At 53.7% G+C, this 14395-nt stretch carries 13 protein-coding genes; 3 read left to right on the forward strand and 10 right to left on the reverse strand.

Going from position 1 to position 14395, the window contains the following annotated elements; all coding sequences use genetic code 11:
- Positions 1 to 231: 231 nt before the first annotated feature.
- A complete protein-coding gene (locus BTJ39_RS05475; RefSeq protein ID WP_078001666.1) occupies positions 232 to 1095 on the reverse strand; it encodes a hypothetical protein in 864 nt (287 codons plus the stop codon).
- A 409-nt stretch (positions 1096 to 1504) separates the two neighbouring features.
- Between BTJ39_RS05475 and BTJ39_RS05480 the strand changes: the two genes are divergently transcribed.
- Positions 1505 to 1975, forward strand: a complete 471-nt coding sequence (locus BTJ39_RS05480) for a GNAT family N-acetyltransferase (RefSeq protein ID WP_176110236.1) — start codon at positions 1505 to 1507, stop codon at positions 1973 to 1975.
- Between the two features lie 94 nt (positions 1976 to 2069).
- Here the strand turns inward: BTJ39_RS05480 and BTJ39_RS05485 are convergent, their stop codons facing one another.
- The gene (locus BTJ39_RS05485; protein WP_078001667.1) at positions 2070 to 2747 is read right to left on the reverse strand and encodes a hypothetical protein; all 678 of its coding nucleotides are present in this window, start codon (positions 2745 to 2747) and stop codon (positions 2070 to 2072) included.
- Between the two features lie 184 nt (positions 2748 to 2931).
- Complete coding sequence (cutC, locus tag BTJ39_RS05490; protein WP_078001668.1) at positions 2932 to 3687, reverse strand: copper homeostasis protein CutC; 756 nt, start codon at positions 3685 to 3687, stop codon at positions 2932 to 2934.
- Positions 3688 to 3776: 89 nt separating this feature from the next.
- Here cutC and BTJ39_RS05495 point away from each other — a divergent pair, with 89 nt between their 5' ends.
- Positions 3777 to 4922, forward strand: coding sequence for a MalY/PatB family protein (locus BTJ39_RS05495; RefSeq protein WP_078001669.1), 1146 nt, complete (start codon positions 3777 to 3779; stop codon positions 4920 to 4922).
- A gap of 9 nt (positions 4923 to 4931) precedes the next feature.
- Here BTJ39_RS05495 and BTJ39_RS05500 read toward each other — a convergent pair whose 3' ends face one another.
- Positions 4932 to 5492: a VOC family protein gene (locus BTJ39_RS05500; RefSeq protein WP_096777689.1), complete on the reverse strand. Its 561-nt coding sequence runs from the start codon at positions 5490 to 5492 to the stop codon at positions 4932 to 4934.
- Between the two features lie 474 nt (positions 5493 to 5966).
- Between BTJ39_RS05500 and argS the strand changes: the two genes are divergently transcribed.
- Positions 5967 to 7697: an arginine--tRNA ligase gene (argS, locus tag BTJ39_RS05505; protein ID WP_078001670.1), complete on the forward strand. Its 1731-nt coding sequence runs from the start codon at positions 5967 to 5969 to the stop codon at positions 7695 to 7697.
- 138 nt (positions 7698 to 7835) lie between these two features.
- On the opposite strand, the gene BTJ39_RS05510 is transcribed toward argS, so the two are convergent.
- The 6 genes from BTJ39_RS05510 to cheY all read right to left on the reverse strand — a co-directional run bounded on the left by BTJ39_RS05510 (position 7836) and on the right by cheY (position 14356).
- Complete coding sequence (locus BTJ39_RS05510; RefSeq protein WP_078001671.1) at positions 7836 to 9077, reverse strand: hypothetical protein; 1242 nt, start codon at positions 9075 to 9077, stop codon at positions 7836 to 7838.
- A gap of 412 nt (positions 9078 to 9489) precedes the next feature.
- Positions 9490 to 9888: a flagellar protein FlhE gene (flhE, locus tag BTJ39_RS05515; RefSeq protein WP_078001756.1), complete on the reverse strand. Its 399-nt coding sequence runs from the start codon at positions 9886 to 9888 to the stop codon at positions 9490 to 9492.
- Positions 9889 to 9896: 8 nt separating this feature from the next.
- Positions 9897 to 11984 (reverse strand): flagellar biosynthesis protein FlhA, encoded by a 2088-nt coding sequence (gene flhA, locus BTJ39_RS05520; protein ID WP_078001672.1) that lies wholly within the window; start codon positions 11982 to 11984, stop codon positions 9897 to 9899.
- The gene (flhB, locus tag BTJ39_RS05525; protein ID WP_078001673.1) at positions 11977 to 13128 is read right to left on the reverse strand and encodes a flagellar biosynthesis protein FlhB; all 1152 of its coding nucleotides are present in this window, start codon (positions 13126 to 13128) and stop codon (positions 11977 to 11979) included. Before flhB ends, flhA begins: the two co-directional genes overlap by 8 nt.
- 184 nt (positions 13129 to 13312) lie before the next feature.
- A complete protein-coding gene (gene cheZ, locus BTJ39_RS05530; RefSeq protein WP_078001674.1) occupies positions 13313 to 13957 on the reverse strand; it encodes a protein phosphatase CheZ in 645 nt (214 codons plus the stop codon).
- 9 nt (positions 13958 to 13966) lie between these two features.
- Positions 13967 to 14356, reverse strand: a complete 390-nt coding sequence (cheY, locus tag BTJ39_RS05535; RefSeq protein WP_078001675.1) for a chemotaxis response regulator CheY — start codon at positions 14354 to 14356, stop codon at positions 13967 to 13969.
- Positions 14357 to 14395 lie beyond the last annotated feature (39 nt).

The following is a 14395-nucleotide window of genomic DNA, read 5'->3' on the forward strand; positions in this document are numbered from 1 at the left end:
AAGAGGACCGGACCGACGGTCCTATTCAGCAGGCAGCCTTTAAAGCACCGTTGCAGCCCTCTCGTTTACATCATCAAAGGCTGGCTTAGCGACTGTTCAGGATGATACAGGCCCGGGCATTTTTACGCCTTTCTGTATCAGAGTATCAGGGCCTCAACAATACAAGACGCCATGCCTGAATAGAATCTCAGGGCTTTCATAACAGTTGGCGTCCTGCCCTTAACAGCGGACTTATGGCATCCCCTCAGCCGGTTTTTTAGCTTTATCCCAGTACTCAAAACGATAGGCTGCCGTAATATCGCGGTTAATTTTGCCATTCGCGAACACTTCCGTTTCATGACTATAGCTGAGCGTGCAGTTACCGGTTTCATCCCACAGCTGGCAGCTATCGGTTGAGCTGGAGGAGCTAATATCGTTGGTGGTTGCCGCCGTCAGACGCTGCTCACGCCCCTGCGTATCATAAAAGAACGACATTTTGCTGCTGTCGCTGTTAATGGCCAGCAGCTGGTTGCCAGCGTTCCACTTATAGTGGGTGGTACCATTGCTGTTGGCATCAGTGCCACTGGCGACGCTTTTTATCAGTCTGCGACGACGATCGTAGCTGTAGCGGGTTTCCGTGGATCCCGGCTTGTTCAACAGTAAAAATTTGTCCGTGGCGCTAATGATATTACCGTCTTTGCCAAGCATGTAGCTGACGGTGCCCTGCTTATGGTTAATTTCGGTCTGTTTACCATCGCGTTCAACCACTACCGACAGTTCATACATTTCTTCCCAGCCGCTTTTCACCCTGAGGATGCTTTGCCCCATATTGATGGTGACCCCGCCTTCCTGCCTGACGTAGTTAAGGTCGGCCCGGCTCAGCGCGCCGCAGCTATCAAACTCACCCAGCAGACGACGCTGATGATTGACATTTTTACCGAACTCACCCATCGAAAACTGCTTTATTGCCCCTTTAGCGGTGCCGCCGAGCATAATCAGGCTGTTGTTATCGTTAATTTTCTGACGCTGCGGCGCGCAGGCAGCGCTGGCCACCGCCGGCGCGATAAGACCGCTGGCTATCAGCAGAGCAAGGAGAGAGATAGCGGGTCGGGACATGGCGACACCTCGGTAAACGGTCAATTTTTTCAATATATCCCTGCATGGTTATCGACGGCATAAAAGTATAAATGGAAAGGCCGACTGGCAAAGATGAATGTAGCAACGCTTATCAAAGTATAATACAGCTATATCAAACAGATAAGAATATTATCCGTCTGTAATTATTTAAGCTGTTGGTCCATAAAAACACCCATGGGATCGCCGCCATACGACCCGAAGAGCAGGCAGATTTGATACTGGCACTTCAGACAAAGGCGAATAGCTGACTATTGATAGGAAAAATAGCCGCTTTCTCTCTGTCAAACTCACCGGCCATCGGCCTGTCATCATGGTTGAGATGCCGCAAGGATAAGTATGTTAAGATGACGAAAACATCAAATTTATCAATCCGATATAAGGATAAATAATGGTAAGCTTTCAGCCTATGTCGGGCAGCGACTTCTCTGGCTATTTAAGCTATTTCCTCGCTGATTATGCTGAAGAAATTGCCGCTAACTACGGACTGGCCCCGGAGGCCGCTCTGGCGCAGGCAAAGCATGAAATTACGGTCAGCCTGCCACAGGGAGAGAATACCCCAGGCCAGCAGCTGATGAGCATAATATGGCAGGATAAAGAGGCACAGCAGCAGGTTGGCTACCTGTGGTACTCGCCTGATTTTTCGGCAAAAAGCGCCTTTATTTACGACTTTTATCTGTTTACCGCCCACCGCAACAAGGGACTGGGGCGCAAAGCCTTGCAGCAGCTGGAGCAACTGCTCGCGGCTCAGGGCTACAGCCAGATAAAACTGCGCGTGGCGGCCGGTAACGATCGCGCCAAACGCGTCTATGAAGCCAACGGCTTTAAAGTGACAGGATTTAATATGAACAAGCTGCTATGACCGGCGGCATGCTGTGACTTGTCGCTGCGCTCAGCGGCATCACCGGCGCAGCAGAATATCACCGACCCCGCTGCGCCGGTGATATCCCGCGTTTTCAGGTAATAATCACTGAATTGCTACGCTTGAACTGGTTGTAATCTGCCACGCTGGCATCGGCAAGCAGATTGGTAACCAGGGTTATATCGCCGGAGTCAGGCTTAGTGAATAAAAATATCCATCCCAGCGAGACGAAGAACCAAACGGTCATCGCATTCATCAGCCAGGAGAGCTTAAACGCGCCGGAGTCTCCCCAGCCGAAACTGGAAGCGATTAACATCATCAGGCCAATCAGTAAGGCTATAATTACCGATTTAATCTGCCACTGATTAAACTGCTGCTGGTTGAAATAAAAACGCTCAGCGTCGCTGGCGATAAAGGCAATGCACTTATAGATCGCCGAATCTATCGAATCTCCCCGCTCTGCTGACAGGTGCATCAGATAATAGCAAAGGGTCCGATGACGCTCTTTGACGCCGTTGGTAATCAGCGACAGCGCGGCCCCGCGCAGTCGGTTGTTGATAACCTCCATATCTTTGGAGTCGGCGTGGCCGGAGAGCTCCAGCAGGCTTTTCGCCTCTCTGAGCTGCATAGACTTATTCAGCTTAATCCTGAAATACACCTCGACCACATCTTTAAATTTAAAGATCAGAAAGAGAAATCCGACGAACAGAATAAAGTCGGGCTTAACGGAAGACAGCTTGTCCCAGAGTTTAAAAAAGTCATCGGCATTCATATTTATCCGCATTCTCCCGGCGTTAAGAGGTTCAACTTAAGCCAAATATACGCCGTTACCCAAAAAAAACAGAGCGCAGCGGAAAGCGGTCAGGCAGACTGCATAAAAAAAGCCCCAACAAGACGTTGGGGCTTGGTACTGGCAAACATCACGTCAGATTCGGCGTGCTGTGCGGCTAAAAGGGCTAGGTTGCTACTGCCAGGGTACGCGACGCCATGACGTTTTTCATCGCTTCGATCATGTCCCCGTCAACGCACTGCCGACTGAATTCATCGGTTTCGCTGTTGGAGCACATGGTAACGCCCGCTTTACGATAACGCATCGACGAAGCCACCTGCTGGCTTGCGGAACTGTGCAGCTCGAATATTCCCGCATCAAGAAACTTACTAATGTTACTCAACCGGACGCCTGCACCCGCCATAATGATAGGACCACGGCTAAGCGCAGTTAGTTCCTTAAGCAAGCCAAGTCCACTTTCTGCGTTCTGCTGTTGCCCGGATGTCAGAATACGCGCAACGCCCAGATCGGTCAGCTGCTGCAGCGCCAGACGTGGGTTATGACAAAGATCGAACGCCCGGTGAAAAGTGACCGCCATGCCTTCACACAGCTTCATCACGCTGCGCATTCGGGCCATATCAATGTGACCATCAGGATCAAGGATGCCGACAACCAGTCCGCTGAAACCCTGCTCCTTAACTAATGCAATATCGTCGCAGATTACCGCAAACTCCTCGGCAGAATAACAAAAATCCCCGCCGCGCGGGCGGATAATAGGATGAACCGGCAAGGTCAGTCGCTGACGAGCCTGACGCAACATACCGGCCGATGGCGTTAGCCCCCCTTCTGACGGCGCAGCGCAAAGCTCCACCCGGTCAGCCCCTGCTTTCTCTGCCTGCAACGCGCAATCCACGCCGTAGCAGCAAACCTCCAGTTTCGCCATGCCACCTCCATATTCAGGTCAATGTCAGTTGTCTATTCTTGCTATCAAGATTAGGCTTCTGGTTACAGATTTTAGCGGGATTATCAATCATGGCATTCAATTTCGATCAGCGTATAGACCGACGTCACAGCGATAGTCTGAAGTGGGCAAAATATGGCGAGCGGGACATTCTACCGCTGTGGGTTGCTGACACCGATTTTCGTTCCCCCGAATGCATTGTTACTGCGCTGCAGCAGCGCATTGCCCACGGCGTTTTTGGCTATGGTAAGGAGCCGACTGCGCTGACGGAAACGGTTGTCGAGCGCATGGCCAGCCGCTATCAGTGGCAGATACAGCCGGAATGGGTGGTAATTTTACCCGGCATTGTCAGCGCCCTGAACCTGAGCGTACGCGCCTGGACCGGGCCCGATGAAAGCACCATCGCACCCACCCCTATCTATCCGCCATTTCGCAGCGCCGCCTCGTTAGCCTCGCGCGGGCAAATTAATGCGCAGATGCGACCGGACAAGGACGGGCGCTGGCTCATGGATCTGGAGGCACTGGAGCCGCAGCTGAGTGGCAATGAAAAACTGCTAATGCTGTGCAATCCACATAACCCCGGCGGCACTGTCTATCGGCGCGAGGAGCTGGAGGCGCAGCTGGCTTTTGCCCAACGTCATAATCTGCTGGTCTGCTCGGACGAAATCCACTGCGATCTGATACTGGAACCCGGCGCGCGTCATATTCCCTTCGCCAGCCTCAGTGATGATGCCGCCGCGCGCAGTATTACCCTGATCTCGCCATCGAAGACCTTTAATATTGCCGGGCTGGGCGCCTCGGTGGCAATCGTGCCAGACCCGGCGCTACGCCAGCGCTTTATCAAAACCCGGAGCGGCATCGTGCCCCAGGTGGATGTACTGGCCATCGTCGCCGCAACGGCAGCCTGGCGCGACGGCCAAAGCTGGCTGGACGCACAGCTTGACTATCTGTGCACCAGCCGCGATCGGCTGGTCAGCGAGGTGAATCACATGCCGGGGCTGCAAATGAACGCGCCGGAGGGCACCTATCTGGGCTGGATTGACTGTCATGGTTTACAGGTCGCCAGCCCGGCGCTGTTTTTTGAAAAGCACGGACTGGGATTTTCCCCCGGACGGGATTTTGGCGACGACGGCTTCGTGCGCTTTAACTTTGGCTGCCCTCATGACCTGCTGGCCGAGGCCATACGCCGGATGCAAGCCGCCATCGCCAGCCTGTAAGCCGGGGTTTTACGCTTCGCTGGCGATGATTTCCTTCAGCGACCAGGGGTGAAACTTAATTGTCACTTCGCCATCGGTGACCGCCAGCGTCGGGTTCGGCAATCGCTCCCCCTCGCCTTTTGGCGCGCTGGTTTTAAAAGAGATGCCGGGCTGTATTAATCCGCGATCGGAAAACAGCGCCATGGCGCGCTGGCCGAGGTTGTCCGGCTCGCCGCGCAGCACGTATTCCACGTGCTCCCAACCATCATGCCGGTAACGCTTTTCTCCCGGCCAGGGCAGCTCGACGATAAAGAAATCCTGCCCCAGGATAGTCAACGGCTGCGCCAGTTCAAACAGCGCGATTGGCCGACCGTTGATTATCTTCTCCGACAGCAGGCTCGCGCACTGTAAAAATCCGCTTTTCCAGCGTTCTGCGGTACTGTCCTGCTGACAGCGTAAGGCAATGTGATCGGCCTCAAGCACGTCAGGCTCCAGTGACAGGCGCCCGGCGAGGCCTGCCAGCGCGCCGTTAAAATGCGGGAGATCGTCAACCAGATCCTGCAACTGTTCAATTTCCTGCCACTTTTTCACCATATCCCCGCTGAATTCTCTGCTTTTATTGTGAGCGTTTTCCGCAATAAAATTGTTGCCTGTATTTTCGTTACGTAAAAAAGTAACAAGCCAGGGCGACAATGTTACCCTTTTTGAAAGATTATCAGTACCGCCATTCAAAGGGCCGCTATAAGTTGATATTGTTATATATTGCTGGCGCTGAGCCCCAGCTGCTGTTCTGAGAGCGGCAGCCTGTTCAGACTGGCATCTACGGATATGCTGATAATTACGTTACCCGCCAGCGCGGATAACAGGTCCAGCGCAGGCAGTGTTTTTCCATTTTACACTGCGTTATTTAGCCGCACAGACCGCGAGTGAATAACGACACTCAACGGAAAAATCAGTATACTCCGGTATTATTTTTTACCGCTGTCAGTTGCTTATAACGGCGGCGGATTAATGTAGCGATTTGCGATTTAACGCAGATCTGATGTGAAATGTTAAGGTAACCCGGTGAATATTCAGGCTCTTCTTGCAGAAAAAGTCAGTCAGGCGATGGTAGCGGCGGGCGCGCCCGCCGATTGCGAACCTCAGGTGCGTCAGTCGGCTAAGCCGCAGTTTGGTGATTATCAGGCCAACGGCGTCATGGCCGTTGCCAAAAAACTGGGTATGACGCCGCGACAACTGGCCGAACAGCTGTTGGAAAAGCTCGACCTGAGCGGCATTGCGGAGAAAGTCGAAATTGCCGGTCCCGGCTTTATTAATATTTTCCTCGCGCGCGACTGGCTGCAAACGCAAATTGATAGCGCGCTGGCCTCTTCGCGCCTCGGCATCCCGCAGCAAGAATCACAAACCATCGTCATTGATTACTCTGCGCCAAACGTGGCGAAAGAGATGCACGTCGGACACGTTCGTTCTACGATTATCGGCGACGCGGCCGCCCGCACGCTAACCTTTCTCGGCCACCATGTTATCCGGGCTAATCACGTTGGCGACTGGGGTACCCAGTTCGGCATGCTGATTGCTTTTCTGGAAAGGAAACAGAACGAGAACCATGAAGAGATCGCCCTGGCCGATCTTGAAAACTTCTACCGCGAAGCTAAACGCACCTACGACGAAGATCCTGAATTTGCCGAGCGCGCGCGTCGCTACGTGGTTAAATTACAGGGCGGCGACGAATACTGCCGCAAAATGTGGAAACGCCTGGTCGACATAACCATGTCGCAAAACCAGAAGGTCTACGACCGTCTGAACGTCACCCTTCAGCGCGAAGACGTTATGGGCGAAAGCTTATATAACGATATGCTGCCCGGCATAGTGGCGGATCTGAAAGCCAAAGGGCTGGCGGTGGAAGACGATGGCGCCACCGTGGTTTACCTTGATGAGTTTAAAAATAAAGAAGGTGAACCGATGGGCGTTATCATCCAGAAAAAGGATGGCGGCTACCTGTACACCACTACCGATATCGCCTGCGCTAAGTACCGTTATGAAACCCTGCATGCCGACCGCGTGCTGTACTATATTGATTCACGCCAGCATCAGCATCTGCTGCAGGCATGGACCATCGTGCGTAAAGCGGGCTATGTGCCTGACGCCGTGCCGCTTGAGCATCATGCATTTGGCATGATGCTGGGTAAAGACGGCAAGCCGTTTAAAACCCGCGCCGGCGGCACTATCCGCCTTTCCGATCTGCTGGATGAAGCGGTCAGCCGCGCCCGTACCCTGATTGCCGGTAAAAACCCCGATATGCCCGACAGCGAGCTGTCACAGCTGGCGGAAGTGGTCGGCATCGGCGCCGTCAAATACGCCGACCTCTCTAAGAGCCGCACCACGGATTACATCTTCGATTGGGACCTGATGCTGGCCTTTGAGGGCAACACCGCGCCCTATATGCAGTATGCCTACAGCCGGGTGATTTCCATTTTCCGTAAAGCGGGAATCGATGAAAACGCCGTCCAGGGTCAGGTCATTATCGGCGAGCCGCGCGAGGCAGCGCTGGCGGCCCGTTTGCTGCAGTTTGAAGAAACGCTGCTGCAGGTGGTACGCGACGGCACGCCGCACGTTATGTGTAGCTACCTTTACGATTTGGCCGGCCTGTTCTCCGGCTTCTATGAGCACTGCCCGGTACTTGCCGCGCCCGATGAGAACACGCGCAACAGCCGCCTGAAGCTGGCGCTGTTGACCGCCCGTACACTGAAGCAGGGCCTGGATACGCTGGGTATTCAGACCGTCGAACGCATGTAGTGTTGAGTGCCATCCTGCGCAAAGGGCTCATCCGTGGATGAGCCCTTTGTTTTCAGCATTACGTCCTGACTTGCCGCTGGTGACCCGATTGCGGCCTTAATGCGACAGAACCGCAATCGATTTCGAGCCCATTTGCTGTTATTCAGAATCAGAGCGATCGGTATAATTGTTACTTGCTGGAAATATTTTCACGTTCTTATTCTGCCTGCGGCAGAAGTGACATATCAATCTTTCTGGCATCCAATCTAAGGTATCCTTTAACCCCTGTATTAAGTCGGTAAAATGGCCCCCCCGGGCCTCTCTATTAAGCAGTACAAAATCAAATCGCTGCCCCCCTTCTTCCGGATTCATTTTTCCAATGAAATTGGCAACTTGCTCAGGTTGGGTATGAATGTTTCCGTTGAGTGAATAGTTTGTAGCCTCCCGATGCGGAGATGCATATATCTGACTATCTTCTTTAAATAGCACTTCATTTTTTTTGTATTTTTCAGCAAAGAGCATCGTGTTTGATTGCAACAAGTGATTACTCGGAGCAACGAAATTAAACTCGATGCCATCAGGCTTAGTGAAGGTTCCAACATTATCCCCCCCTGCGTGAGCGGATAAAAATAAGGTATTACTGTATTGATGCTGGTTACTGAATATATAAGCGATTTCCTTTCCGTTTAACTTCACGGGGGTAATGGCTATTTGATGTTTATTTGCCAGCTTTTTTCTGGCAATCGAGGATAAATTGGTGCTGGTAGCCATGATATGAGCATCACTTCCCAAATTTGGTTGTATATTTTGGTTGGCGAAAATCCTATCGATGGCGCGAAGATTATCTGACCGCATGTAACTTTGTCCGGGAATGAAACAACCAAAGTATCCTTTTTTTGAGGCACCAGGCCAGATTGCCGGACGATCAAAGTCAAGTTTTGGACGCTTTTCAAGTATACTGACTTGCCCGCCCCAGCGCGCATTGAGTTGGCGAGACGTGTATAGATTGAATCCTCCTTCTTCTCTTTTCTGAGATGCAACATTTAACTGGTTAATCATTGTATTTGCACTATTCTGAGATAATTCACCTTTTCGATTAAAGCTAATATTCACTTCATCAAAAGGCACAGGGTTTTGCTGCGAGCTTTCTGTATCAATAGCGTTAATCCTTTGCGACAATTTTATGTATTTACTCTTTGTCATCTGATAATTTGCATCGCCAGAATTATTCTTAATGTTAATCTCATTGAACCCCTGTCTTACAGAGAGTAATTTTTTTGCAAATGCAATGTGTTTTTCTGATTTTGTTCTTTCAGCTAATTTAACTGCTGATGAAGAGCTATTTAAAAAATGGGCCTTCAGATATAACGATAAACCGGGGAAAATATTAATTTTATTCATGGCGTTTTTATCTCCTTTTTATAGTTACGTATAATTTATGTCGAGGGTATGATCGTTTTCTGGCAGAGTCTTTCAAAAAGCGATGTTTTCTCTTATGCAAAAATAATGGACGCGCGACTCGGTGAGTAAACTCGCTGACAGAGGCCGATCGCATGACAACATCAGCATTGAGCGGTAAAAATCCCGTAAACGGTGTTGTCACGTTAATCAGTCCAGCTGCCGGCGAAATGGCACATTCTTCCTGTTTTTAGTCGATACAGGCTGCAATGCTCCATACCTCAAGAGCGTCGGGACGAGGGTAGCGAAGAGGTAATACTGAGCGATGGCGAGAGAAAACGGAAAAGGCGCTGTCGTATTAACGACAGCGCCGGTTTTTCGGGGAATTAGCCTTAATGCGACAGAACCGGGCGCTCTACTGGCTGTAATTGACCATTATTTGATTGCTCTTCACCCGCAGCGCCGGCCACAGGCGGCCCGCCCCCTCCACCTGATAAATAAAACGCAGCGTTTCCCCTGCCGGCACGTTGGTCAGCCCGCGCGTTTCGCCGCTCTGGCCTTCCAGCACTGCGCAGCGGGTACTGCTACACAAATGCACCACCAGCCCCACCGGCGCCGGTGCGGTCAGCTCGTAGCGCCACCAGATGGTCGTCATGGTTCCGCTCATCGTATGCGGCGGCGACAGCGGTCGCGAGGAAGCCGCCACGCCGCGATTGTCCAGCGAAGGACCAATATCCGATGACTGCCAGGCGCCGCCGCTGGCGGCCAATGCCAGGCCTGGCGCCAGCAGTATACTGAGTAACATTGCAGACAGGTTTTTTATCATCCCAGACCTCCGATAGTGGCGGTCATGCGGATCTGGCGGTTATCGCTCAGCTCCAGGTTTGACAGCACCGCCAGCTGCGGCAGATTGCGCCGCAGGAAGCGGGAGAGCAAAGCGCGCAGCGGATGATTAACCAGTAGCACCGGCGGCGCGCCCAGAGATTCCTGACGCTGCAACGCCTGTGATGTTTGATCCAGCAGGCGATCGGCCAGGCCCGGCTCCAGTCCGCCACCGCCCTGCATCGCCTGCAACAGCAGACGTTCAAGCGTGGTATCCAGCCCCACCACCTGCACTTCACCGTTACCGGGGAACCACTGCTGGGTAATCGCGCGACCCAGCGCAACACGCACCACGCTGGTCAGTTCCTGAGCGTCGCTCTGCACCGGGGCATGCTCCGCCAGGGTTTCAATAATCGTACGCATATCGCGGATAGCTACCCGCTCAGACAGCAGGTTCTGCAATACTTTATGCAGCGTGGTCAGAGTGACGACGCCGGGTACCAGATCTTCGGTCAGCTTCGGTACTTCGCTGGAGACGCGATCCAGCAGCTGCTGTGCTTCCTGACGGCCAAACAGCTCGCTGGCGTACTGACCAATCAGATGATTAAGGTGCGTTGCCACCACGGTGCTGGCTTCAACCACCGTATAGCCCTGAATTTGCGCCTGTTCTTTCAGCGCGCTATCAATCCATACCGCCGCCAGACCAAAGGCCGGATCCACCGTCGGCTCGCCGGGCAGTGAACCTGCTGCCGTGCCGGGGTTGATTGCCATCCAGCGGCCCGGATAGGCATCACCGCTGCCAATCTCTACCCCTTTCATCAGAATACGATAGCGGGCAGGCGGTAAATCCATATTGTCGCGGATATGCACCACCGGCGGCAGGAATCCCATCTCCTGGGCAAACTTCTTACGAATGCTGCGGATGCGGCCCAGCAGCTCGCCATTTTGCTGATGATCAACCATCGGGATCAGGCGATAGCCCACTTCCATCCCCAGCGAATCTTCCAGCTGGACGTCGGTCCATGAGGCTTCTACTGCCCCGGAAGCGGCCTCAGATGTCGGTTTTACTGCCTGCGGCGCGGCCTGCGGCTTCATCTGCTTACCGCGCATGTACCAGGCAAGGCCGAGCAGCGCGGCAGTAAACAGCAAAAATACCAGGTTCGGCATTCCGGGAACCAGACCCAGCAGCCCAAGAACCCCGGCGGAAAGCAGCATCACGCGCGGATTATTGAACAGCTGGGTAACCATCTGCTCGCCAACATCCTGCTCGGTGCTGACGCGAGTTACGATAACGCCGGCGGCGGTCGAAATAACCAGCGCCGGGATCTGCGCCACCAGCCCGTCACCGATGGTGAGCAGCGTATAACTCTCCGCCGCATCGCCAAACGGCATTCCGTGCTGCACGACGCCGACCAGCAGACCGCCGACCACGTTAATCGCCATGATCATAATGCCGGCGATGGCATCGCCGCGCACAAACTTACTGGCACCGTCCATTGAACCGTAGAAGTCCGCTTCCTGAGTCACATCTGAACGACGCTTTTTCGCCTCGTCTTCGCCAATCAGACCGGCGTTAAGGTCCGCGTCGATAGCCATCTGCTTACCAGGCATACCATCGAGTACGAAGCGCGCGCCAACTTCAGCGATACGTCCGGCACCCTTGGTAATAACCATGAAGTTGATGATCACCAGGATAATAAATACCACGATACCAATGGCGAAGTTACCACCGACCAGGAAGTGGCCGAACGCTTCAACCACCCGCCCCGCTGCAGCCCCGCCGGTATGGCCTTCCAGCAAAATAATGCGGGTTGAGGCCACGTTGAGCGACAAGCGCAGCAGCGTGGAGAACAGCAGAATGGTCGGAAAGGCAGCAAATTCAAGCGTGCGCTGGGTGAACATCGCCACCAGCAGCACCATAATGGAAAGCGCAATATTAAAGGTAAACAGCAAATCAAGGATAAAGGGCGGCAGCGGCAGCACCATCATCGACAGAATTAACAGGATAAGCACCGGTCCGGCCAGCACCTGCCACTGCGTCTGTTTGAAGTTGTTGGGTAACCGTAATAAAGCGGCCAGATTAGCCATCAGTTTTCATCTCGCTTGCAAAGTCCAGTGCTTCAGGCACCGGTAAATTATCAGGTTTCTTCGGTATCAGGCCGCCTTCCCGCTTCCAGCGGCGCAGCTGCCAGACCCAGGCCAGCACTTCCGCCACCGCCGCGTACAGCGTGCCGGGGATTTGCTGACCAATCTCACTATGGCGATAAAGCGCGCGCGCCAGCGGCGGCGCTTCCAGAATCGGAATGCGGTTTTCTTTACCCAGTTCGCGAATACGCAGGGCAATATCCCCTGCGCCCTTCGCCAGCACCTTCGGGGCGCTCATTTTGTTTTCAACGTATTGCAGCGCGACCGCATAGTGCGTCGGGTTAGTAACAATCACATCCGCTTTCGGCACGTCCGCCATCATGCGGCGACGGGCGGCGGCGCGCATCGCCTGACGTATACGCCCTTTGATATGCGGGTCGCCTTCCTGACTTTTAAATTCTTCACGGATTTCCTGGCGCGTCATGCGCAGGTTTTTGTAGTAGCTGTAGAGCTGCCAGAAGACGTCGAATGCCACCATCGGCAGCAGGCCGAGCACCACCAGCATGCTGCACATCGCCAGCATATTCAGCGCGCCAGATAACGCGCTGACCGGCGATTCATTAATCAAATGCAGCATCACCGGCCATCGGGTCCAGACATACCAGCCGGCAACCGCGCCAACCAGCACCGCTTTCAGAATCGATTTCAGCAGTTCAGCAAACGTCTGGGCGGAAATAATGCGCCCGAGACCAGACAGCGGATTGAGCTTAGTCAGGTCGAACTTGATGGCTTTGCCGCTGATGACAATGCCACCAAGCAGCATCGGCGCAGCGATCGCCATCAACACCAATCCCAACATCATCGGCACGACCGCGCCGACCGCACGCATTGCCAGCTGTGCCAGCTGAATTAACATGCGATTATCGTCTTTTAGCAGCGCCTGGTTGAAGCTGAGCCCATCGGAAAGCATCGCGCCCAGCTCGTGCGCCATGTGTTCGCCGCCAACCCACAGGATACCCAGGCCGGCAATCAGCATCAGAAAGGAAGTCAGCTCACGCGAACGCGGAATCTTCCCTTCTTCACGGGCTTTTTCCAATCGGTGGGGTGTTGCGGATTCTGTTTTTTCCTCGTCGCTATCTTCAGCCACAGCAGGTTACCTTCGCCGCCAGTCAGTCATGGGGCTATTTTGCCAGGTTGCGCGCAGGAATAATGCCGCGAGAAAGCGCGTAAATAAGGGGTATTTCCGCTAATGAGATTGCCAGCGGCGGAAAGCGACGGCAGTCAGTGGGGGCACAGAGTCCCCACCGCTGGTCGGAGAGAGGTTAAATGGATCAGAAGCCCAGGCTGTCGAGTAAGTCGTCCACCTGCGCCTGGTTTGCGACGACGCCTTCAGCATCAGCGTGAATCTGCGGGCCGTTGAGCAGGCTGGCGTTATCTTTAACTTTACTGGTGACTTCCTCAGGCATGTTATCGAGCAGCACCATCAGAAGCTCGCGCTCAATCGCCTGAACCACATCATTCATGCGTTTGATGACCTGCCCGGTCAAATCCTGGAAATCCTGGGCCATCATGATTTCCATCAGTTGAGCATTGGTAAACGCGGTGTGCTCCGGCACTTCTGACAGAAATGAACGGGTATCCGTTACCAGCGAACGCGCATCAGCCAGCTCGACCGGATTTTCAAACCATTCGTCCCAGCGCGCTGAAAGCGTTTTGGCGCCCTTTTCCATCTGATTCTGCCGCGGCTGGGTATCATCAACCGCGTTCAGCACCCGCTCAGCCGCCTGGCTGGTCATTTTGACCACGTAATCCAGACGGTCGCGCGCATCGGGAATCGCTTCCGCAGCCTCAGCAATCGCGCGCTCCAGTCCCAGCTCGCGCAGGCTTTCGCGCAGCATGCGGGTCAGGGAACCAATGCGAGCAATAATATCGTGTGCTGTCGCAGAGTCGTCGTTCTGTTTAGCAAGTTCGCTCATGACAGCTCCTTACATACCCAGTTTTTCGAATATCTTGCCTAATTTCTCTTCCAGTGTTGCCGCCGTAAAGGGTTTCACCACGTAGCCGCTGGCCCCGGCCTGAGCGGCCGCAATAATGTTCTCTTTCTTGGCCTCCGCCGTTACCATCAGCACCGGCAGCTTAGAAAGCGTGCCGTCGGCACGGATGGTCTGCAGCAGTTGCAGCCCGTCCATATTCGGCATGTTCCAGTCGGATATAACAAAGTCAAAGGAGGAAGCGCGTAGCTTATTCAGCGCATCGGCACCGTCTTCCGCCTCTTCCACATTGTTAAAACCCAGTTCCTTTAGCAGGTTGCGGACGATGCGACGCATGGTGTTGAAGTCGTCCACTACCAGAAATCTCAGGTTTTTGTCGGTCATACTTACTCCTGTTTTGTCCAGCCCCGCGGGACGGGCGCT

The sequence above is a fragment of the Izhakiella australiensis genome (assembly GCF_002006995.1).
Classification (GTDB): domain Bacteria; phylum Pseudomonadota; class Gammaproteobacteria; order Enterobacterales; family Enterobacteriaceae; genus Izhakiella; species Izhakiella australiensis.

Coding starts and splice junctions, on each gene's coding strand:
- BTJ39_RS05475 (WP_078001666.1), bottom strand. CDS start 1,095: ATGTCCCGACCCGCTATCTCTCTCCTTGCTCTGCTGATAGCCAGCGGT.
- BTJ39_RS05480 (WP_176110236.1), top strand. CDS start 1,505: ATGGTAAGCTTTCAGCCTATGTCGGGCAGCGACTTCTCTGGCTATTTA.
- BTJ39_RS05485 (WP_078001667.1), bottom strand. CDS start 2,747: ATGAATGCCGATGACTTTTTTAAACTCTGGGACAAGCTGTCTTCCGTT.
- cutC (WP_078001668.1), bottom strand. CDS start 3,687: ATGGCGAAACTGGAGGTTTGCTGCTACGGCGTGGATTGCGCGTTGCAG.
- BTJ39_RS05495 (WP_078001669.1), top strand. CDS start 3,777: ATGGCATTCAATTTCGATCAGCGTATAGACCGACGTCACAGCGATAGT.
- BTJ39_RS05510 (WP_078001671.1), bottom strand. CDS start 9,077: ATGAATAAAATTAATATTTTCCCCGGTTTATCGTTATATCTGAAGGCC.
- flhA (WP_078001672.1), bottom strand. CDS start 11,984: ATGGCTAATCTGGCCGCTTTATTACGGTTACCCAACAACTTCAAACAG.
- cheZ (WP_078001674.1), bottom strand. CDS start 13,957: ATGAGCGAACTTGCTAAACAGAACGACGACTCTGCGACAGCACACGAT.
- cheY (WP_078001675.1), bottom strand. CDS start 14,356: ATGACCGACAAAAACCTGAGATTTCTGGTAGTGGACGACTTCAACACC.